Annotated in this window: 16 protein-coding genes and 1 pseudogene; 3 read left to right on the top strand and 14 right to left on the bottom strand. The window is 72.3% G+C overall.

Translation table 11 applies throughout. The features are described 5' to 3' along the window. Positions 1 to 111: 111 nt before the first annotated feature. From JKP75_RS00715 to JKP75_RS00705, 3 genes are all read right to left on the bottom strand, one after another. Positions 112 to 1,224, bottom strand: coding sequence for a glycosyltransferase family 4 protein (locus JKP75_RS00715; protein WP_200492671.1), 1,113 nt, complete (start codon positions 1,222 to 1,224; stop codon positions 112 to 114). Between the two features lie 112 nt (positions 1,225 to 1,336). Beyond that, positions 1,337 to 2,167 carry a hypothetical protein gene (locus tag JKP75_RS00710; RefSeq protein WP_200489586.1) on the bottom strand — a complete coding sequence of 277 codons (831 nt, stop codon included), beginning with the start codon at positions 2,165 to 2,167 and terminating at the stop codon, positions 1,337 to 1,339. A 613-nt stretch (positions 2,168 to 2,780) separates the two neighbouring features. After that, entirely contained in the window at positions 2,781 to 3,149 is a 369-nt protein-coding gene (locus tag JKP75_RS00705; protein ID WP_200492670.1) for a hypothetical protein, read from the bottom strand. Positions 3,150 to 3,230: 81 nt separating this feature from the next. Here JKP75_RS00705 and JKP75_RS00700 point away from each other — a divergent pair, with 81 nt between their 5' ends. Further along, a complete protein-coding gene (locus JKP75_RS00700; protein ID WP_200489588.1) occupies positions 3,231 to 4,151 on the top strand; it encodes a glycosyl hydrolase family 18 protein in 921 nt (306 codons plus the stop codon). A 7-nt stretch (positions 4,152 to 4,158) separates the two neighbouring features. On the opposite strand, the gene JKP75_RS00695 is transcribed toward JKP75_RS00700, so the two are convergent. From JKP75_RS00695 to JKP75_RS23550, 11 genes and pseudogenes are all read right to left on the bottom strand, one after another. Further along, on the bottom strand, positions 4,159 to 4,974 hold the full coding sequence (locus tag JKP75_RS00695; protein WP_200489589.1) for a polysaccharide deacetylase family protein: 816 nt from the start codon (positions 4,972 to 4,974) through the stop codon (positions 4,159 to 4,161). Continuing rightward, entirely contained in the window at positions 4,971 to 6,485 is a 1,515-nt protein-coding gene (locus JKP75_RS00690; RefSeq protein WP_200489590.1) for a hypothetical protein, read from the bottom strand. Before JKP75_RS00690 ends, JKP75_RS00695 begins: the two co-directional genes overlap by 4 nt. Next, positions 6,482 to 6,655 (bottom strand): hypothetical protein, encoded by a 174-nt coding sequence (locus JKP75_RS00685; RefSeq protein WP_200489591.1) that lies wholly within the window; start codon positions 6,653 to 6,655, stop codon positions 6,482 to 6,484. Before JKP75_RS00685 ends, JKP75_RS00690 begins: the two co-directional genes overlap by 4 nt. Next, positions 6,655 to 7,980 carry a glycosyltransferase family 2 protein gene (locus JKP75_RS00680; protein ID WP_242471448.1) on the bottom strand — a complete coding sequence of 442 codons (1,326 nt, stop codon included), beginning with the start codon at positions 7,978 to 7,980 and terminating at the stop codon, positions 6,655 to 6,657. The genes JKP75_RS00685 and JKP75_RS00680 overlap by 1 nt, the downstream gene beginning before the upstream one ends. Before the next feature lie 646 nt (positions 7,981 to 8,626). Further along, entirely contained in the window at positions 8,627 to 9,544 is a 918-nt protein-coding gene (nrfD, locus tag JKP75_RS00675) for an NrfD/PsrC family molybdoenzyme membrane anchor subunit (protein ID WP_242471177.1), read from the bottom strand. Between the two features lie 119 nt (positions 9,545 to 9,663). Next, the gene (locus tag JKP75_RS00670; protein WP_200489594.1) at positions 9,664 to 10,734 is read right to left on the bottom strand and encodes a 4Fe-4S dicluster domain-containing protein; all 1,071 of its coding nucleotides are present in this window, start codon (positions 10,732 to 10,734) and stop codon (positions 9,664 to 9,666) included. A 25-nt stretch (positions 10,735 to 10,759) separates the two neighbouring features. Then, positions 10,760 to 14,056: pseudogene (gene fdh / locus JKP75_RS00665) on the bottom strand (formate dehydrogenase). A 46-nt stretch (positions 14,057 to 14,102) separates the two neighbouring features. Further along, positions 14,103 to 14,315 carry a hypothetical protein gene (locus tag JKP75_RS00655; RefSeq protein WP_200489597.1) on the bottom strand — a complete coding sequence of 71 codons (213 nt, stop codon included), beginning with the start codon at positions 14,313 to 14,315 and terminating at the stop codon, positions 14,103 to 14,105. A 4-nt stretch (positions 14,316 to 14,319) separates the two neighbouring features. Continuing rightward, entirely contained in the window at positions 14,320 to 14,520 is a 201-nt protein-coding gene (locus JKP75_RS00650; protein WP_200489598.1) for a hypothetical protein, read from the bottom strand. A gap of 71 nt (positions 14,521 to 14,591) precedes the next feature. Beyond that, positions 14,592 to 14,714 carry a hypothetical protein gene (locus JKP75_RS22300; RefSeq protein WP_255522502.1) on the bottom strand — a complete coding sequence of 41 codons (123 nt, stop codon included), beginning with the start codon at positions 14,712 to 14,714 and terminating at the stop codon, positions 14,592 to 14,594. Between the two features lie 358 nt (positions 14,715 to 15,072). Continuing rightward, positions 15,073 to 15,600: a GNAT family N-acetyltransferase gene (locus JKP75_RS23550; RefSeq protein ID WP_200489599.1), complete on the bottom strand. Its 528-nt coding sequence runs from the start codon at positions 15,598 to 15,600 to the stop codon at positions 15,073 to 15,075. A gap of 19 nt (positions 15,601 to 15,619) precedes the next feature. Between JKP75_RS23550 and JKP75_RS00640 the strand changes: the two genes are divergently transcribed. Then, the gene (locus tag JKP75_RS00640; RefSeq protein ID WP_200489600.1) at positions 15,620 to 17,497 is read left to right on the top strand and encodes a bifunctional diguanylate cyclase/phosphodiesterase; all 1,878 of its coding nucleotides are present in this window, start codon (positions 15,620 to 15,622) and stop codon (positions 17,495 to 17,497) included. Then, positions 17,494 to 20,061: a diguanylate cyclase domain-containing protein gene (locus JKP75_RS00635; protein WP_200489601.1), complete on the top strand. Its 2,568-nt coding sequence runs from the start codon at positions 17,494 to 17,496 to the stop codon at positions 20,059 to 20,061. Before JKP75_RS00640 ends, JKP75_RS00635 begins: the two co-directional genes overlap by 4 nt. The last annotated feature ends 93 nt before the right edge of the window (positions 20,062 to 20,154 follow it).

Genomic DNA, 20,154 nt, shown 5'->3' with positions numbered 1-20,154 from the left:
GCGGGCAGGCAAGAACTCACCTTTGCACGAATCGTCGCGGACCGAAAGCTCATCCTTGCACCCTGTCACACCAGCCCCACCTAGGACTGGTCAGACGAACCGCCCCGGCAACTAGTTCGGCAAACCCTCGGCCGCAGATCGGATTTGATCGAACAGTCGGTTCGCTGTCAGTCGGACGTCGAGGTAATCTTCGACGCGCCGGCGGGCACTCTCACCGAGGCGTCTCCGGCGTTCCGGGTCGTCCAGCAGGCTCGCGACCGCGTCACGGATAGACTCCAGGCTCCGATCGGGGAGAACCACGCCCGCCCGGCCGTTGTCGACCATCTCTGGCATCCCGCCGACAGCAGCAACGACCGGTGTCACGCCATAAGCCATCGCTTCCATGACGGCATTGGGCCACTGATCGAGCCGACTGGGAAGCACCAGCAGGTCACTGCCCGCTATGAGCCCGCCTATGCGCCCATCACCAGGCCGAATGTCGTCGACGACCCGCACGTTTCGACCGGGAGTTACTCGATCTTGCGTCACCAGGACGAGTTCACACCTATCGGCCAACCAGCGTTGGTGGGCCTCGAGCAGGTCGTAGCCACCCTTGCGCTCCATGGTTCGCCCGATGAACAGGATGCGGGGCAGGGGGCGCCCGCCGCGGCCGACCCGTGACAGTTTAGGGAGCGCTACTCCCATCGGCACGACCTCGATCTTCTCAGCGGCAATCCCGTAGTCCTCCCGCACCGAGCGAGCGCACCAGGCACTGTTGGCGATCACTCGATGCGCCTGGGCGTAGACCCGCCGCTCGAACGGCCTGACTGCCCTGGTCGACCAAGAGGAGAAGCGCGTTGGTTCGCGAGCCGGGTGCATGAGATTGCTCTGCGCATTGGTCGAGTCGATCGTCACCACGTACGGGATCTCGCGCAGCAACCGCCCGGCGAGGAGGCCGACATTGTGAGTGTAGAGGTGGACGACGTCAGGACGCTCCCCCGGCCATGCCTCCGCCAACCACCTCGGTAGCTGCCGCGCCACGCTGGCCGACTGTGCGAGTTGGTAGCGGACCGAGCGCAAATCAGCATCCAACCTGGCCAGTCCCGGGACCGCAACTGCCGCGACCTTCCGCAAGAAGGTGGGCGGAGGAACATCGATGATGCGTACGTCCAGATCGTCGCGCTCGGCTGCCACGGTCCTCAGGTGGTGGTGAACCGTGGCGTGGCCGCCGATGTTCTCGTTCACCAACATCGCCCTGAACGGTCGCTGCCTCATGCGTCCTTCGGTCCTGCAGCCGCGGACACCGAGGCAGAATGCTGCGCCGCTATCTCGCGCGCGCCCGGGGTCTTGTTTCGGGTCAACGGCTCACGCACCACCCGAAACGGTCCGCCCTCGCCCACCCACCATCACGCAGCGGGGACTCGAGATGCTCCGGGTGACGGGTGACCACTCCGTCATGGACGTCCGCTAATGCCTGGTGGAGCTCGGCCCACGACGGAAAATCTTGGGGGTCCAGGACTGTCTCCACAGTCACTTCCCAACCGAATCGCCCGCGCGGCCTAACTGAGATCGGGACGACCAGACTGTTCGTGGCCGACGCAAGCTTCGACGTTCCGTTCGCCAATTCAACCGACTTGCCCAAGAAGTCTGTCGGCGTCGGACCGGGGACATCCATGGCGACCATGACGATCCCTGCGCTGCCGAGCACCTCCCGCAGCGCTCGACCTGACCCTTTGGCCGGAAGAATCCGATAGTCCGAGGCTCGAAGAATCCTCCGGATCCGCTCCGCTCGGTAACCGTCATAGCCAGGAGGATTGTTCTGGAACAGGTACTCCGCCACCGGCAGATGGGCGGTGGGCAGCAGGCGTCCCAGGACTGCCCGACCAACCAGCGGGCCGAGATGGACGAAGCTGACGATCACTCCTCGACCGCTCGCCACAGCCTCCGTCAAATGGCCAGCGCCCCTGATGGGAAGACGGCGTAGCAACCACGGGCGCCAGGCCAATTCCTCGCCTTGCGCCTGCGCCACCGCGTGCCGGCGAGCTAGACGTTGTATGTCAGCCTCGGAACACGTTCCGCCCACCACCGCTTCCATGGCCGCTCGAGACGCATCGAGGCGCTCAGGCCGTCGAGAAGAAGCGAACATCTCGATCGCGGCAATGAGGCTCAGCATGACCGGCGCAGGCACGAACCTTCGCCATACGGTCGAGGCCCTGATGCGCGCTCCCCATCCGCCCCATGGCACCGGCCGCGGCGTCCACCCGAGATCCATTGCCATAGCGAACACCGAGCCCTTCTGAACCTGTAAAATTCCTCAACAACGCGCCCGGAGGGTATCGCCGACCGCAAGAACGCGGGCCAGCAGGATGTCGATCCTTCCACCGAAGGGGGGGTATCGCCTGCGCTCTGACTCCCGTGCGTGAGGATGAGGACAGGCGCATGCCGCTCTCTTCGGGTCGTACCACACGGCGATGGTGGTCGATAGTCGAAATGGTGATCAATTGCGGCCGTTGTGAAGTAGATGTCGAGTCAGCCGATGGTGGGGCCCTTCGCTGAAAGGGACGCGCAAGTCCGACGACGAGGAACGCCGGACCCCGGGCACCCTGCGGCCACCGACACACAGGCCGGCGGCTCTCGTCTTGCCACGCCATGGGCGGCGCTTCCCCGGCGCCCGGCTGGGGTGCGGGTCCCGGAGCGCCTCGGTCAACGCCAGCCTGATGGCTGGGTACTCGTAGCACGGCCAACCCGAGGCCGGCCGCCGTGCTGGCCCGGGCCGCACGCATGAACTGGCCCGGCCGGCCCTAGTGGGACGGCTCGGCCAGGATGCTGGCGCTGTCCTCAACGGTGCGCAGCGCGGCCAGCTCGATGCCCGTTCTGATGATCGCCCTCATGCGCACGGGCTCGGACTCACCCGCCGGCGTGAAGGCCAGGCAGATGCCGCCGCCGGCCGCCATCGCCGAACCGTCGAACACGAACGGCAGCTTGGTGTGGAGTTCGTGCCACGACGGCACCGCGATGTTGGCCAGCAGCACGCCGGTGTACGTGGCCAGCGGCCCGCCGAACACTGCGGCCACCGCCCCACCGAACCGCTCGAGCCGCGGGAACCGCGGGAACCAGGTCAGCAGCTCGACCGCTGCCGACGCCGGCGCGCCGAGCCGTAGTGTGGTCACCTCCGGCCATCGGCGCCGGACGAGTGCTGAAGGGATGCCGTGCGGTTGCGCACTCGCCATACCGCAAGTCTCATCACCGCCGTGACACTTCTCGTCACCCTGGGAGTCGTCATCGCCGTCCGCTCGTCCGGCCCGTCCGACGAGACCACCGCCCGGGATCCGCTCCCGACCGCCGTCGTCGCCGAGTACTGGCGTACCGATGGCTCCCCCCGGCTGACCTCGGCGAGCGACCGGGTGAACGTCTTCTTCCTCGCCTTCGCCACCAGCGCCCAGCCCGGCACGGGCCGGCTCGCCTTCGAACCGGACCAGGGCAGCGGGATCGCCTCGGAGCAGTTGCGCGAGGACATCGCCGCGGTCCAAGCCCGGGGTGCGGTCGTCCTGCTCTCCATCGGCGGTGCGGTCGACGGCGGGATCGAGCTGCGCACCGCGGCGCAGTTCGACGAACTGGTCGCGAGCGTCGAGCGCATCTGCGACGACTACGGCTGCGACGGCATCGACTGGGACCTTGAGCGAGGCGGCGCCGGCACCGACCTGGACGCCCTGGTGACCGCCAGCGCCCGGCTGAAGGCCGGCAGAGGATCCGACTTCGCCGTCACCGCCTCCGCCGAGCCGGGCCTGCGCCTCTACGAGGACTTCGCGCTGGCCGAGGGCGAGGCCACGGTGGACGGCCGCACGTGGCGCGGCCCTGTCTGCGACCTCTACGGCCCGCAGTTCTACGACTTCGCCCAGCCCCCTGCCGAGCGCCGCGCCGACATCGAGGCCACGGCTCGGCGGATGGTCGACCGCGGGCTGCCGCCGTCCCGGTTCGCCATCGGCACGTCCTACGCCGGCTCGGCCATCGGCGCTCCGGGCCAGATGCCGGTCACCGAGTATCTCGCCGCCTACCGCGCCCTGGCCGACGCCGGGCAGCGGGTCCGTGGCGCCTACGTCTGGGACATGACGATCGAGGCGGCCCAGGGCTATCCGTTCGCCGAGGCCTTCGGCGCCGAGCTCGGGACCTGACCGGCGCTCACTCGCCGAACTGCAGGACCCGCCCGCTCGCGTCCGGCCGGACCTCGGTGGTCGCGCACAACCGCCGCTGGTTCATCTCGTCGACGATGGGCTGCAGCGCCTCGATCGAGTTGAGCGTCGCCTGTCCCAGGCCGTCGTGCATGGTGATGATCACGCCGTCCCGGAGCTGACCGATGACGTTGGCCGAGACCTCCCCGGCGGAGATCCCCTCGGTGTCGTGGGAGTCGACCAGGCCGTCGCTCGCCTCGTGGCCGTAGGACATCACCAGTCGCATCCCGAGCGACAGGGCGACGTCGTCGACCTGCCGGTTCACCGCGCCGTAGGGCGGCCGGTAGTACTGCGGCGCCGGTGCGCCGTGGCGCTCCAGCAGGTCGCTGGCCCCCTGCAGCTCCGCACGGATCTGCTCGGCGCCCCAGGGCGCGACCGTGGCACCGGACGGCAGCACACCGCTGGTCAGGTTCGCGTGCGACTGGGTGTGGTTGCCCAGCACGTGCCCATCGGCGGCGGCGCGCCGCACGACGTCTCCCCGGCCCTCCAAGTTGTGCCCGCTCCAGAAGAAGACGGCGCGGATCCGGAGGTCCCGCAGCCGGTCGAGCAGCTCCCCGGTGTGCTGCCGCGGCCCGTCGTCGAAGGTGAAGACGACGGAGCCGCCCGAGCAGTCGTTCGCGACGGGCCGCACGGCCTGCTGGACGCCGGCCTGCACCTGGTCGGCCGACGACGCAGCCTCCGAGACGTCGTCGACCACCCGGGAACCGGCGAAGGCGAGCGCCAGCACGACCGCCAGTGGCACCAGTGCTGCCCGCCACCGGCTCATCGGGACACCTGGCGGTAGACCAGCCACACGTCGGCGTCGGCAACGCCCGACGCCGGGATCGACGCCACCAGCTCGTAGTCGGTGTAGTTGTCGTGCAGTGCCGTGAGGACGACGTCCTCCATCGCGTCCTCGGCCGGCGAACCCGTCTCGGCGGAGTGCAGGACGATCGTCTCGTAGCGCAGGTCCTCCACCGCCACGCGGACGGCGTCCTCGCCCTGGGCGTAGAGGCCGTAGGTGTCCTCCCACTGCACGGCCGGCAGGTCGTTCGTGGAGTACTCCAGCGCCTCGGCGGCAGGACCGCTGGCCAGGTACAGACCCGGCCCCGGGTCCTCGAGGATCGCGGCGGCGACCGGCCGGACGTCGGGCCAGTTGCCGTGGATGACGCCGGACCGGGAGACGCCGAACAGCACCAGGACCGGCAGGATCAGCAGCACCGGCCCCAACCGCCACGGCCCCCGCGACATCCGCGTCAGCGCGATCCCGGCCAGGGGCGCCAGGAACAGGGCCGAGTACGCCAGGTTCCGGTCGAACGTGCCCGCCTCCCCGGTCCACAACTGCGCCGCCGGGAACGAAGCGCTCCCCACGAGCAGGGACGCAGCCACCAGCGCGTCGCGTCCGCCTGCGCCGGCGAGCCGGACGGCTCCGAGCACGGCGAGCGCCGACAGCACCCCGATGTCCAGCACCAACCAGCCGAGCGACCCCGTCCACGACTGCGGGCTCAACGGCTCGTCGCCGAGGAAGTCGGTCCAGGCGCGGGCGCCCGGCCCTGCGCCGACCACGTACGCGAAGGCCGTGAGCAGCACGGTGGTTCCGGCGGCATACCCGGCCCGCCGCAGAGCGCCGACGCCGGACAGCGCCGCCCCGGCGACGAGCACGACCGGCACCAGGACGGCCGTGGAGTACTCGAGGAGGGATGCCAGGGTGAGCAGGCCGCCCGCGACCAGGGCGGTGGCGGCGCTGCCCCGCGCCGCCAGACACCAGAGCGCGGCGGCGAGGCAGGCCAGGGCCACGGCGTCGGCCGTGCCGAGCGCCGCGACGAACACGACCGGAGCGCTCAGCGCGAAGGCGGTGGCGGCGAAGACGCCGGCCCGGTGCGAGTACCGCGGGGCGACGGCGCCCGACACCAGGAGGATCGCGGCCACCGCGCAGGCCAGCCCGAACGCGCGGACGAGGAACAGGCCGCCGACGCTGTCGAGCGTGGCCGCCAGGAAGGGGTACAGGTAGCGCGCGCCGGAGAGCGCCTCGCCGTTTCCGGTCACGGCGGTCTGCGTCACCCACGAGGAGATCAGGTCGCGGCCGCTGTTGATGGCGAGCGCCTCGTCGGCGGATGCGCCGTTGCGCAGCCGCAGCGCCAGCGCCGTGAAGACGACGACCACGGCGACCAGCGGAACCCGTTCGATCCACCGGCGGGTGTGCGGGGAGATCAGCCGGTCGGGCAGGCTCAGCAGCAGCGCGTCGTGCCAGTGCGGTGCGCGGTACTCCCCTGCCGGCGTGACCGTGGGAACGGTCATGGGTTCCCGCCGCGGGGCGGCAGGGTGTCGTCGCGCTCGTGGCCCGGGAGGATCCGGCGCACCGCGAGCGCGAGCATCACGACGGTCACGGTCGCCAGCACGGCGGTGACGCCCATGAACCCGTCGTGGGTCACCTCCTCGAGGAGGCCCGTGAAGCCGGCGGCGTCCATCAGGTGACCCACTCGGTCTCGGCGCCGTGCAGCGCCTTCGACAGCGCCTGCCAGTTCACGACCGACTGAGCCAGGTCGTAGACCATCATCGGCAGGAGCACCGCCGCGTAGCGACGGCCCCGCCGGCCCGATGTCCAGGACGCCAGGAGCTGGTCGAGGACGAACACCGGCAGGATCGCCAGCCAGATCAGCTGCAGCGACAACTCCTCGAAGGCCACCGCGTAGGACCAGGCCGCGAGCATGAGCAGCGGCACCAGGCTCCGGAAGTACGTCCACGCCTGGACCAGCCAGGCCTTGCGGGTGTGGGCGACGAAGCCGTACGTCATCAGGGTCTCGAGCGTGCCCCGCTGCCACCGGAGCCGCTGCGTCCGCCAGTCCGACCAGGTCGGCATGATGTCGGTGACGACCCGGCAGTCCCGCGCGCACCGCGGGTCGTAGCCCAGGCGCTGCAGGGCGACGGTCAGCTCGTAGTCCTCGGTGAGCGACGTCTCGGCGTAGACCTGGCCGGGCACGCCCGGGATAAGCTCCGAGCCGCGCGCGTCGGCCACGGCACGCAGCGCCGCGACGGTGAACATGGCGGCAGCCCCGGAGAGCACGTGGATCCGGCCCGCACGGCGGTGCACCGTCCGCAGGCCCTGGCTGTACTCGATCTTCTGGAGCAGGCCGACGCGGGACGGGTGGTCGTCGGCGACGTAGGAGCCGCTGATCCCGCCGCGCTTGCCGTACGCCTCGAAGTAGCGGAGCCCGCGCTCGATGAAGTCGGGGCTCAGCCGGCTGTCGGCGTCCATCGACAGGACGACGTCGTCGGGCTCCATCGCCGCCAGGACCAGCGCCAGGCCCTGGTTCAGCGCACCGGCCTTCTTGGCGGTGTTGCCACGGGTCTCGAGGACGTCGACGCCGAGGGCGCGGGCGATCTCGACGGTGCCGTCGGTGCAGTTGTCGGCCGCGACGAGGATCCGCTGGGGCGGTCGCGTCTGCCGGCGGAGGCTCGCGATCGTCTGCGCGATGCCGACTTCCTCGTTGTGCGCCGGGATCACGGCCGTGACCCGGGGCTCTCGTCGTCCGCCCGCCGCATGGGGGTCCGACGCGGAGCCGGGAGCGGCCCCGGTGGGAGCGAGCACCGCAGTGTTCCCGGCGAAGCGGTACTGCCGCGCGGTCTCCGGTTCTGCCACACCGACCGCCGTGCCACGGGCCGCGCCGTCCACGACGCGCGTCTCGGCGTCCCCGTTCCCCGTTCCCACCTGTACAGCCCCCCGTGCACCGTGACGCCCGGGGCGCAGGCGCGCCGGGCTCACGGAATGGTCATTCGTCCACCGGCCGCGCATCACCTCGCAGTGATGAGCGGACACAGCGAACGTAGGACCTGTCGGACGGAAGGAGAAGGAAATCCCGGAGGTCCACGCAGGGCTGCCAACCGGTTACTCACAGCAATGAGAGCACTACCAGCCCGCGCCTCTGACCTGCCTGTTTCCGTCCGAGCGGGCGGCGGGGGACATGATTCATCCGCACTGACGTGACGCTGAGTACGCGCATGCGAGTGCGGGTGTCGCAGCCCGAGCGGCATTCCAGCAATGGTCAGGCAACCATTCGTGAAGCCATTCATCGAATCCGTCCCGCACGGTTCGTTTATTCGAGCGGCAGGTGTCCCGCGCGACGAAGACGCTGGTCAGCGCCTCGGCCGAGGGCTGGCACCCGACCGCTGGACGGAGCCGCCCACAGACCGGTGCGCGTCTCGGGATTCCGCCGGGTTCCGCTCGTCGGCGGCGCCGACCGTCAGTAGCGCAATATGGTTGTGTGCCGCCATGTGGACGGCCGGGCATTGTGTCCGTCGTCGTTCCTCGCGCCGACCGACGTGGCGCCCGCACGCCGGGCGCGTGGCCGGGCGAGCGGCCGCTGTCGTGCCCTGGAGCAGCACCGCGGCGCCCGTCGGTGATGGACATCACCGGTCGCAGCGGCCCGATGAGCCGTCGATCAGCGGGCGACGGAGCGGGCCTCGGCCTCCCGGGCCGCCATCCGCTCCCGCTGCGGGACGACGACATACTTCGGATCCTTGGTGCTGGCGATCCCGGCCTCGAAGACGCCGAACCGGGTGAGCAGCGAACCCGCCGCCAACAGCGCACCTGAAGCAACCGCCCCCCACCGTCGGCGCCCGCCGAGCACGGCCAGCCCGAGGCCACCGGCGGTGCACGCCCGGGCCGCGCGCATGAACTGGCCCGGCCGGCCCTCGTGGTACGGCTCGGCCAGGAAGCTGTCGCTGCCCTCGATACCGCGCAGCGCGGCCAGCTCGATGCCGGCGCCGAGGATCGCCATCTTCCGCGCCGGCTCCGACTCGCCCAGCGGTGTCAGGGCCATGCAGATGCCGCCGCCGGCCGCCATCGCCGAGCCGCCGAACACGAACGGCAGCTTGGTGTGGAACTCGTGCCACGACGGCACCGCGGTGTTGGCCAGCAGCACGCCGGTGTACGTGGCCAGCGGCCCGCCGAACACCCCGGCCACCGCCCCACCGAAGCGCTTGAGCCGCGGGAACCAGCCCAGCAGCTCCACCGCCGCCGTCGCCCCGGCCGCCGCGCTGAACGGCGCCAGGATGTAGGTGCCGACCGACAGCGGCGAGGTCACCTTGAGCACCCGCAGCATGTGGAGGAACCGCTCCGGCCGCCCCAGGTCGTGGATGAGGAAGACCACCGACAGGATCGAGCCGCCACCGGCGGTGAGCCGCGCGGTGCGGGTCAGCGCCTGCCGGCCGGTGACGTCGGCGAGCGCGCCGAGGATTGCCGACGAGCCGGCCGCCCCGCCCAGGAACAGGTACAGCGGCACGTCGGGGCTCTTCCACACCGGCGTCTTGACGATCTGCCGGCCGTAGTACGAGGTGAACTCGACGTCGTCGACCATCGGGACCTCGCCGCGCCCGCGCCCCCCGCCGCGCCTGCGCCGCTTCCTGCCGGTCCGCTGCGTCGCCGGGCCCCGGTCCGCCTGCCGCCACCCGGCCCCCGGGCTGGTGATGCCGCCGGTCACCGGGCGCCCCGCCGCGAGCCCAGGATCGCCGTCGCGGCGACCCCCACCATCATCAGCGCGGCCTTGCCCGCCGCCCGCCACATCGCCGGCAGGTCGCGGGTGGTCACGATCGGGTCCGGCGGCAGGCCGTAGACCTCCGGCTCGTCGAGCAGCAGGAAGAACGCGCCGTCACCACCGACGCCGTCGTCCTCGTCCCGCCCGTACAGCCGCGCCGTCTCCACGCCCTGCGCCTTCAGCGTGGCCAGCCGCGCGTCGGCGCGCTCCTGGAGCTCGTCGAGGTCGCCGAACTGGATCGACTGGGTGGGGCACGCCGTGGCGCACGCGGGCATCAGCCCGTCGGTCAGCCGGTCGTAGCACATCGTGCACTTGAAGACCCGGCCGTCGTCCTTGCGCTGGTCGATGACGCCGTAGGGGCAGGCGGCGACGCAGTAGCCGCAGCCGTTGCAGATGTCGCCCTGGACGACGACGGTGCCGAACTCGGTGCGGAACAGCGCTCCGGTCGGGCAGACGTCGAGGCAGCCGGCGTGCGTGCAGTGCTTGCAGACGTCGGAGCTCATCAGCCACCGCACCTGCTTGTCCGCACCGGTCTGCCCGGTCTGCGGGTCGAACTCGGTGAGCGCCTCGGCGTTGAGCACGCTGGCCTGCGCCGTCGCCGTCGAGTTCAGGTCGCCGCTGCCCGCCACCGAGGTGCCGTGGTCGTGCCGGTCGTCGCCCGGCCGCCCGAACGTCGGCATCGGCAGGTCGACCGCGCGGCTCTGCTCGATGAACGCCACGTGCCGCCAGGAGTTGGCGCCCAGCTGCCCGGTGTTGTCGTAGGACATCCCGGACAGGCCCAGCGCGTCCTTCACGCCGTGCGAGTCGTCCATCGGGAGGGTGTTCCACTCCTTGCAGGCCACCTCGCACGCCTTGCACCCGATGCACACCGAGGTGTCGGTGAAGAAGCCGACCCGCTTGGGGTGCTCCTCGGCGTACCCCGACTGCTCGGTCACGTCGGGCACCGGGCCGTAGAGCCGGTTGCCGCGGTCGCGGCCGGTGAAGGCCGCGCTCACGGAGCTGATCGAGGTCATGCCGCGCCCTTCGTCTCGTGGGTCATCAGAGCCGGGACCCCTCGCCCGCGTCGGCGTCCACCGGGTCGCGGCCGTTGACCCCGACCCGGCCGGACTCGACCCCGGCCCGGCGGCGGTAGGACTCGACGAACTCGAGCAGCTCCGGCCCGCGCGGGCGCCGTCCGGGGACGATGTCGGCGGTGCTGACCTTGTCCTCCTGGATGTGGGTGTTCGAGTCCAGCGCGATGCCCAGCAGGTCGTTCGCGGAGTCGCCGGTGGAGATGCCCGCGTAGGACCAGTGGTACGGCATGCCGATCTGGTGCACCACCTGGCCGCCGCGCAGCCGGATCGGCCGCATCCGCTCGGTGACCAGCACCTTCGCCTCGATCGCCGTCCGGGAGCTGACCAGCGTCGCGTACTCGCCGTTGCTCAGCCCGCGCAGCCGCGCCAGCTCCGGGCTGACCTCGACGAAGAACTCCGGCTGGAGCTCGGACAGGTAGGGCAGCGTGCGGCTCATCCCGCCGGCCGTGTGGTGCTCGGTGAGCCGGTAGGTGGTCACCTGGAACGGGAAGACCTCGCTGCGCGAGGGGTTCTCCCGGTTCCACGGCCCCGGGATCCGCTCGACCGTCGGGTTCGCCTGGATCGAGTACAGCGCGTTCTCGACGACGGACTCCACCGGCTCGTAGTGCGTCGGCAGCGGGCCGTCGACCAGCCCGGCGGGCGCGTACAGCCACCCCTTGCCGTCGCCCTGCATGACGAACGGGTCCGTCCCGGCCAGCGCGTCCTGCGCCCTGGCCCCCTCCGGGGGCACGTAGTCCGGGCGCTTGGTCTTCTCGAAGTCCGGGACGTCCTTGCCGGTCCACTCGCCGGCCTCCTCGTCCCACCAGACGTAGGCCTTGCGCTCGCTCCACGGCCTGCCCTCGGGGTCGGCCGAGGCGCGGTTGTAGAGCATCCGGCGGTTCAGCGGCCACGCCCAGCCCCACTCGGAGCCGGCCACGCCCATCTCCTTGGCCGGCTTCCGGCGGGCGGCCTGGTTGACCTCGTCGGCGTAGACGCCGCAGTAGATCCAGCAGCCGCCGCTGGTCGAGCCGTCGTCCTTCATCTCCAGGTAGGACGACAGCGCCCGGCCGTCGGGGCCGACGCCGTTGATCTCGCGCAGCACCGCGGCGGCGTCCGGGTCCTGGGTCTCGCCGTGCACCGGGTAGTCCCAGGTGAGGTCGAGCAGCGGCCGGTCGCGCGGGTCGGTCGAGTCCTTCAGCCGCTCCCGCAGGATCCGGCCCAGGTGGTAGTAGAACCACAGGTCGCTGCGGGCGTCGTTCGGCGGCTCGACCGCCTTGTGCCGCCACTGCAGCACCCGCTGGGTCTGGGTGAAGGTGCCTTCCTTCTCCACGTGCGTGGCCGCCGGCATGAAGAAGACCTCGGTGCCGATCGTCTCCGGCGCCAGCTCGCCGGTCTCGTGCTCGGGGCCCTGCTGCCAGAAGGTGGCCGACTCGATCATCTGCAGGTCCCGGACGACGAGCCAGTCCAGGTTGGCCAGGCCGAACCGGTTCATCCGGCCGTTGGGGTGCCCGACGCTGGGGTTCTCCCCGACCAGGAAGTAGCCCGAGACCTTCCCCTCGATCATGTCGGCGATCGTCCGGTAGGAGCTGTGGTCGCCGTTGATCTTCGGGATGTAGTCGAACGCGAAGTCGTTCTCCGCCGTCGCCGCGTCGCCCCACCAGGCCTTGAGCAGGCTGGTCATGTACGCGCGCTTGTTGCCCCAGAACCCGGCCTTGCCGGCGGCGTCGGCGACGTACTCCTCCAGCGAGCTGTGCTGGGCGGCGTGCGGCATCGGCAGGTAGCCGGGCAGCAGGTTGAACAACGTGGGGACGTCGGTGGAGCCCTGGATGCTGGCGTGCCCGCGCAGCGCCATGATCCCGCCACCGGGGCGGCCGATGTTGCCCAGGAGCAGCTGCAGGATCGAGCAGGTGCGGATGTACTGCGCGCCCACGCTGTGCTGCGTCCAGCCCACGGAGTACACCCAAGCCGTCGTCCGGTCGCGGTTGCTGTTCGCCGTCACCCACTGCGCGACCTGCTCGAACACCTCGGGCTCGATGCCGCACACCTCGGACACCATCTCCGGGGTGTAGCGGGCGAAGTGCCGCTTGAGCACCTGGAACACCGTGCGCGGGTGCTGCAGCGTCTCGTCGCGGTGCGGCTTGCTCGGGATCGTGGGGCCGCCGCTGCCGTGGGTCTGCCCGCGGTCGCTCGCCTGGACCTCCGGGGAGTCCTCCTCGTCCTCCTGCGAGGCCGCCTCGCCCGGGTGCTCGGTGGCGGAGTCCTGCTCACCCGGGTCGTAGGACCACGAGGTCTCGTCGTACTGGCTCTTCTCCGGGTCGAACCCGGAGAACAGGCCGTCGAAGTCCTCGGTGTCGACGAAGTCCTCGCTCACCAGCGCCGCGGCGTTGGTGTAGGCGACCACGTAGTCCTTGAAGTACAGCTCGTTGTCCAGGACGTACTTGATCAGCCCGCCGAGGAACGCGATGTCGGTGCCCATGCGCAGCGGCACGTGCAGGTCGGCGATCGCGCTGGTCCGGGTGAACCGCGGGTCGATGTGCACGATCTTGGCGCCGCGCGCCTTCGCCTCGCTGACCCACTGGAAGCCCACCGGGTGGCACTCGGCCATGTTCGAACCCTCGATGACGATGCAGTCGGAGTTCGCGAGGTCTTCCAGGTAGTTGGTCGCGCCACCACGGCCGAACGAGGCACCCAGACCGGGCACCGTGGAGGAGTGCTATATCCGGGCCTGGTTCTCGATCTGGATCGCGCCCATGGCGCTGTAGAGCTTCTTCATGAGGTAGTTCTCCTCGTTGTCGAGGGTCGCCCCTCCGAGGCTCGCTATCCCCATGGTGCGGTTGACGCGCTTGCCGCCGTCCTCGACCTGCCAGCCCTTCTCGCGGGCGGCCAGCACGCGGTCGGCGATCATCTCCATCGCCGTGTCGAGGTCGAGGTCCTCCCACTCCGTCCCGTAGGGACGGCGGTACCTCACGGTGGTCACGCGGGTCGGGCTCGTCACCAGCTGCTTGGTGGCGCTGCCCTTGGGGCAGAGCCGGCCGCGGTTGATCGGCGAATCCGGGTCGCCCTCGATCTGGACGATCTGCTCGTCCTTGACGTACACGTTCTGCGCGCAGCCGACGGCGCAGAACGGGCAGACGGTCTTCACCACCCGGTCCGCGGTGGCGGTCCGCGACACCGTCGCGTCGGTCGCCTTGCTGCGCGCGGCCGCGCCGCGCCCGAACGGGTCCGCGCCGGTGAGCTGCCGGTACACCGGCCAGCTGTCGAGCCACGTCTTCACCGTCGCCATGCTGCCACCGGGCCGGCGATCCGGCGCGACGACGGCGTGCGGTGGCTCAGTCGCGCGGGCGCTCGAGCGCCAGGACCGCGACGGCGATCATCCCGATCAGCCAGCCGCCGGCGACCAGCACGTCACCGCGGTGGATGCCGTGGTCGTCCCAGAGCGTGACCAGCACCTCGCCCTCGACCCGGTACTGCCCGTTGAGCAGGAGCAACGCGAAAGCGGTGAGCACCGCGGCGGCGATGAAGGCGACCAACCAGCGGAGCACGAGGTCATCTTGCCGGTCGGCTCCAGCGGTCGGGGACCTCCGACGACGTGCCGCCGGCCCAGTCGGCGGATTCGTTGTCGTGGAAGCGGAAAACCCGCTCCTCCTCCTTGCGGACGACCGTCGCCGACGCACCGAGGAAGACGGCCGCAACGATCGCGAGCAGCACCCACCCGAGCGCGATCCCGACCCACGCCCACCACGGCATCGCGCACCTCCTCGTGCCGATGCGCGGACGATCTCCCTGTTCCACGCCCCCGGCAAGAGGCTTTCGCCCGCTCAGACGAGGACGTCGCCGTCCAGGTCCAGGCCCAGCGCGGCGGCGGCACCGGCGGCGAACAGCCAGAAGCCGATGCTGAGGTAGCGGCGCACGCCCTCGGCCTGCGGTAGCTGGTGCTCCATGGCGTCCCCCTTCGTCCGTCGCAGGGGACGAAGCTACGACTCCCGCGGGATCGGCGCCTCGCGGTTGGGACGGGTGTGACGGGCGGTGCACACCGCACCCGAGCCGTCACAGTTCCCATCGGGGCACCCCGTGGTCGCCCCGATGGGAACTGCCAGTACCGGAAGTCTCGGACCCCTCCGGAACCCCGGCTCGCCGGCCGGCGGTCGAGCAGTGCTCAACGCGCCGCGCCGTCGCGCTGCGTGGCCTCGAAGACGACCTCGACGGAACTGCGCTGTCCTGCGCCTCCCACCGTGACGGCCCACCCGCACGCCGGGCTGGAGGATTCCGCAAGGGATCCGCAAGACCCCGGCGGCCGGATCAGGCCGGGGCGGGCCCGGTCAGGTCGGCCTGCACCAGCAGGGTGTCCAGCCAGCGGCCGTGCTTGAACCCCACGGCGCGCAGCCGCCCGGCCTCGACGAAGCCGAACCGGCCGTGCAGCTCCAGCGACGCGGGGTCGCCGCTGTCGGTGATCACCGCGATCACCTGCCGCACGCCCGCCACCCGGCCGCGTGCCAGCAGCTCCCCCAGCAGCACACGCCCGGTGCCCCGCCCCGTGCGGCCCGGCGCCAGGTAGATCGTGTCCTCGACCGTCTGCCGGTAGGCCGGCTTGATCCGCCACGGCGCCAGGTAGGCGAACCCGAGCAGCTCGCCGTCGTCCTCGGCGACCAGGAACGGCCATCCGGCGCTGTCGAGGTCGGCGAGCTTCGCCGCCCACCAGGCGGTGCCCGGCGCCTCGAGGTCGAAGGTGGCGACGCCGTGCTCGACGTGGTGCGCGTACACGGCGGCGACCGCCGCGAGGTCCTCCGCCGTCGCCGGCCGGATGCGGGGTGCTGTCGTCGCGTCCACGGCTGGGCACGGTAGGTCGGTGACGGCGCTCACCACACCGGACGCCGTCCGGGGAAGCGCTCTCCCCCGGCCGGGTGAGGACGGCGGCCGCGCGCTACGGGGCCCGGGCCGGTGGACCGACAACACCCGGGTGACCACCGTCGTCGTCCTCGCCTGCGGCCTGGCCGTCGTGCTGACGGCGCAGGTCCGGCTGGTGCGCTGCCGGCGGCGGCTGGCCGCCGCGCTGGTGCGCAGCCAGGACGCCCTGCACGCGCTGGTGCGCAGCAGCGCCGACCCGGTGGTCATCGTCGACGACGCGCTGCGTGTCACGTTCGCCTCCGAGGCCGCCGGCGCGCTGCTGGGCCTCGGCGACGCCGACCTCACCGGCCTGCGCCTGGCCGAGACCGTGCACCCCGACGACCGCCCCGCGCTGTTCGCCGCCCTCGGCGGCGACGGCGAGTCCGCCGTCCGCACCGCCCGCGTCCGCCAGGCCGACGACGGCTGGAAGCTGGTCCAGGCCACCGTCCGCGACCTGCGCGGCGTCGACGGCATCGGCGCGCTGGTCCTGCACTGCCGCGACGTGAGCCCGAGCGCCCCTGCCCCCGGCGACGGCTCCGAGCTGCTCGAGCTCTCCCTCACCGACCCGGTCACCGGCCTGCCCAACCGCGCCGCGCTCGTCCGCCGCCTCGGCGCCGTGCAGCGCGGGCCGGCCGACGCCGGTTCGGCGATGGCCGTCGTCGGCATCAGCGGCTGGGGCCCCGACGCCCTCTCCCCCGGCGAGGAGGCGACCGTCCTGCGGGCGCTGACCGCCCGCCTGGCCCGCGTCCTGCGCGGCGAGGACTGGCTGGCCCGCACCACCGACGGCGAGTTCGTCGTCGTCGTCCAGGGCAGCGTCGCCGACGCCGAGGTCGTGGCCGCCCGGCTGATCGCCACCGTCGGCCCGCTGGTGACCACCGACGCCACCCTCCCGCTCACCGCGGCCGCCGGCGTCAGCCGGCTGGAGGCCGACGTCGACCCCGGCGAGGCCCTGCGCCGCGCCGACCTGGCCCTGCGCAGCGCCCGCCGCGCCGGCGCCGGCTGCGTGCACCGCTACGACGACGCCCTCCGCAGCGAGCAGGACCGGCGCAGCGCCCTGCGCGCCGACCTCGAGGGCGCGCTGCTGCGCGGCGAGCTGCGGCTGGTCTTCCAGCCCGTCGTCGACGCCGTCCTGCACCGCACCGTCACCGTCGAGGCGCTCCTGCGCTGGCAGCACCCCGAGTTCGGCGACGTCTCGCCCCTGGAGTTCGTGCCGCTGGCCGAGGAGTCGCCGCTGATCGTCGACGTCGGCCGCTGGGTGCTGCTCGAGGCCTGCCGCACCGTCGCCGCCCTGGACGACACCGAGCTCTCCGTCGCGGTCAACGTCTCCGCCCGCCAGGTGCGCAGCGGCGAGCTCGTGCCCGACGTCGTCGCCGCCCTCGAGGCCAGCGGCCTGCACCCCTCCCGGCTGCTCGTCGAGATCACCGAGTCGGTGCTGCTCGACGACGCGCACGTCATCGAGGACCTCGGCGCCCTGCGGACGCTCGGCGTCCGCATCGCCGTCGACGACTTCGGCACCGGCTGGTCCTCGCTGGCCTACCTGGTCGGGATGCCGGTCGACGTGCTCAAGATGGACCAGTACTTCCTGGCCGACGTCGAGCACGACCCCGCCCGCCGCGCCATGTGCCGCGCCGTCCTCCAGCTGGGCACCAGCCTGGGCCTGCCGGTCATCGTCGAGGGCGTCACCACCCCCGCCACCCTCGCGCTGCTGCGCGACATGGGGCACCGCTACCTGCAGGGTTTCCTGCTCTCCCGCCCGCTCGAGCGCGACGCGCTGGTCGACGGCGTGCTCCACGCCGCCGATCCCACCCGCGCCGACGACGCCCCGGCGGTCCGGCCGTGACCGGGCTGCGGGACCTCCCGCACCAGCTGCGCGCGACGCTGGGCCTGGGCCTGGTCGGGCTGCTGCTCGCCGTGCCGTTCAGCGCCCCCGACGGCACCGGCATGCAGTGGGACGAGCTGGTGCTCGGCTCGGTCGCGCTCAGCAGCGCCACGATGCTGTGGTCCCGCCTCCGGCGCATGGACCGCCTCGCCGCCCGCCCCTGGTGGCCGCTGCTGGTCGGCACGCTGTGCTTCGCCGTCGCCCAGTTCCTCGCCGGCTCCTTCCCCGGCCCCGCGTTCGACGCGTTCGGCGTCGACGACGTCGTGCTGCTCGCCGGCGCCACCTCCCCGCTGGTCACCTGCGCCTTCCTCGCGCGCCGGGTCATCCGCACCCGGTGGACGGCGCTGGTCGTCGACGGGCTGCTCACCAGCACCGCGCTGCTGGTCATGACCGAGGTGCTGCGGACGCCGTTCGTCAACCCGGCCGACGCCCCCGAGGACCTGCGCACGCTGGTGCTCGCCTACGGCGGCTACGTCGCCGTCATGCTCGGCGGCGCCGGCGCGCTGTGCACCGTCGCCACCCGCGACCTGCGCCGGGCCGCCACCACGATGATCGCCGCGGTCACCGCCCAGGCCACCGCCGCCGGGTGCGAGGCCATGGCCATCGTCGCGCCCTCCCCGCTGTGGACGGCCGCCTCCGACACCGCCGTCGCCCTCGCGCTCGTGTCCTGCGCCCTGGCCATCCAGCAGGCCCCTCTGGGCAGCGCCGACCGCAGCGCCCGCGCCTCGGCCCCCGTCGTGTCGGCCGCCGGCATGTCGCTGGTCGTCGCCGCCATGGCCGGGCTGCCGCTCGCGCTCGGCCTCGCCGTCGCCAACCGCCAGGCGCTGTCCTCGGCCGCCGAGCTCGGCTGCTGCGTGATCTTCGCGCTCATGGCCCTGCGCCTGGTGCTGCGGATCCGCGAGGACGGCCGCGTCAGCGAGGACCTCGTGCGCAGCGAGGAGGACTTCCGCGGGCTGGTCGAGGCCAGCTCCGACGGCATCGCGATCATGGACGACGGGTACCGGCTGCTGTTCACCTCGCCCGCCGCCCGCACGCTGCTCGGCATCGAGGACGACGACGTCTCGCTGCTCGACGTCGTCCGCCCGGAGGACCGCGCCGCCGTCCGCAGCGCCGCCGAGGGCGTGCCCGCCGGCGGCGCGCTGCTGCACTTCGCCGTCCCCGGCCCCGGCGGGGAGCTCCGCGAGCTCGAGGCCACCACCTCCGAGCGCCCCGGCAGCGGCCGCCGCGTGCTCCAGCTGCGCGACGTCACCACCCGCCGGCGTCGCGAGCGCGAGCTCGAGCGGATGGCCTACACCGACCACCTCACCCGGCTGGCCAACCGCGCCATGCTGTTCCAGGAGATGGCCGCCGACGCCGCCGGTGAGCGCTGCCTGCTGGTGCTCGACATGGACGGCTTCAAGGCGGTCAACGACGTCGCCGGGCACGAGGCCGGCGACCAGCTGCTCGTCGAGGTCGCCCGCCGGCTGCGCACCGTCGTCCGCGACGGCGACCTCGTCGCCCGGCTCGGCGGCGACGAGTTCGCCGTCCTGGCCACCGGCAGCCTGGCCGAGGCCGAGGAGGTCGCCGCCCGCATCGTCGTCGTCATGGCCATGCCGCACCGCGTGGACGCGCACACCTTCGCCGTCGGCGCCAGCGTCGGCGTCGCCGCGCTCGGCCCGGCCGGCGGGCAGGCCGCCTTCCGCGAGGCCGACGCCGCGCTGCGCGCCGCCAAGGCCGCCGGCAAGGGCTGCGTGCGGGTGGGCGCCGGCACCCGCCCGGGCAGCGGCGCCGCCACCTTCGCGGAGTACTACGCCGCCCGCGCCGAGGGCACGATGGGCCTGCGCCTGGACTCGGTCCTGCGGCCCGACGGCGGCATCGACCTGGTGCACGCCGCGCCGCAGTGGGTCCACCCGGAGCTCGGCGTCCTCGGCGGCGCGGAGATCTGGGCCGCCGCCGAGCAGCAGGGCCGGTCGGCCGACCTCCAGTCCTGGCTGCTCACCTCCGCCTGCGCCGCGATCGCCGAGCTGCCCGACCCGCGGATCGGGCTGGTCATCAGCCTGAACGCCGGGCACGTCACCGTCGACGGGCTGGCCGCCGAGGTCGCCGCCGCGCTCGCCGCCTCCGGCCTGACCCCCGGACGGCTCGTCGTCTCCTTCACCGAGGAGACCCTGCTGACCTCGTCGGCGGAGCTGGTCGCCGAGCTCGGCGCCATCCGCGGCACCGGCGTCCGGCTCTGCCTGGACGAGTACGGCATGGGCCACAGCCTCTACGCGCTGCTCGCCCGCACCCCGCTGGACCTCGTCCGGGTCGACCTCGGCGCGCTCGCCGGCGGCGAGGACACCGCCCGCGCGCTCCAGGTGCTCGCCGCCATCGTGCGGACGACCGAGCAGTTCGGCGTCGACGTCGTCGCCGGCGGGATCACCAGCCCCGCGCTGCGCGAGGCCGCCCTCGACGCCGGTGTCCAGCTGCTGCACGGGCGCGCGCTGCCGCACGACCTGAGCCCCGGCGACGTCGCCCGCCTGCTCACCGCCGTCCCCACCGCCTGACCCCTTCAGGGCAGTAAGGGCCATTTCTGCCCTGGGGGGGCGGGTTCACCCTGGTTCTGCCTGGGGGAACTCCCCCGTTCGGGGCCGGGTCGC

Origin of the sequence: Blastococcus sp. TML/M2B (assembly GCF_016612865.1) — a bacterium.
Taxonomy (GTDB): Bacteria; Actinomycetota; Actinomycetes; order Mycobacteriales; family Geodermatophilaceae; genus Blastococcus.
Note: the sequence above shows the minus strand (reverse complement) of the source record. Positions and strands in the feature narration are given on the sequence as shown.

Bases quoted from the DNA above. Each gene is read 5' to 3' on its own strand.
- JKP75_RS00695 (WP_200489589.1), bottom strand. From the start codon at position 4,974: ATGAGCCGGTGGCGGGCAGCACTGGTGCCACTGGCGGTCGTGCTGGCG.
- JKP75_RS00690 (WP_200489590.1), bottom strand. From the start codon at position 6,485: ATGACCGTTCCCACGGTCACGCCGGCAGGGGAGTACCGCGCACCGCAC.
- JKP75_RS00685 (WP_200489591.1), bottom strand. From the start codon at position 6,655: ATGGACGCCGCCGGCTTCACGGGCCTCCTCGAGGAGGTGACCCACGAC.
- JKP75_RS00680 (WP_242471448.1), bottom strand. From the start codon at position 7,980: ATGCGCGGCCGGTGGACGAATGACCATTCCGTGAGCCCGGCGCGCCTG.
- nrfD (WP_242471177.1), bottom strand. From the start codon at position 9,544: ATGGTCGACGACGTCGAGTTCACCTCGTACTACGGCCGGCAGATCGTC.
- JKP75_RS00670 (WP_200489594.1), bottom strand. From the start codon at position 10,734: ATGACCTCGATCAGCTCCGTGAGCGCGGCCTTCACCGGCCGCGACCGC.
- JKP75_RS00650 (WP_200489598.1), bottom strand. From the start codon at position 14,520: ATGCCGTGGTGGGCGTGGGTCGGGATCGCGCTCGGGTGGGTGCTGCTC.
- JKP75_RS22300 (WP_255522502.1), bottom strand. From the start codon at position 14,714: ATGGAGCACCAGCTACCGCAGGCCGAGGGCGTGCGCCGCTACCTCAGC.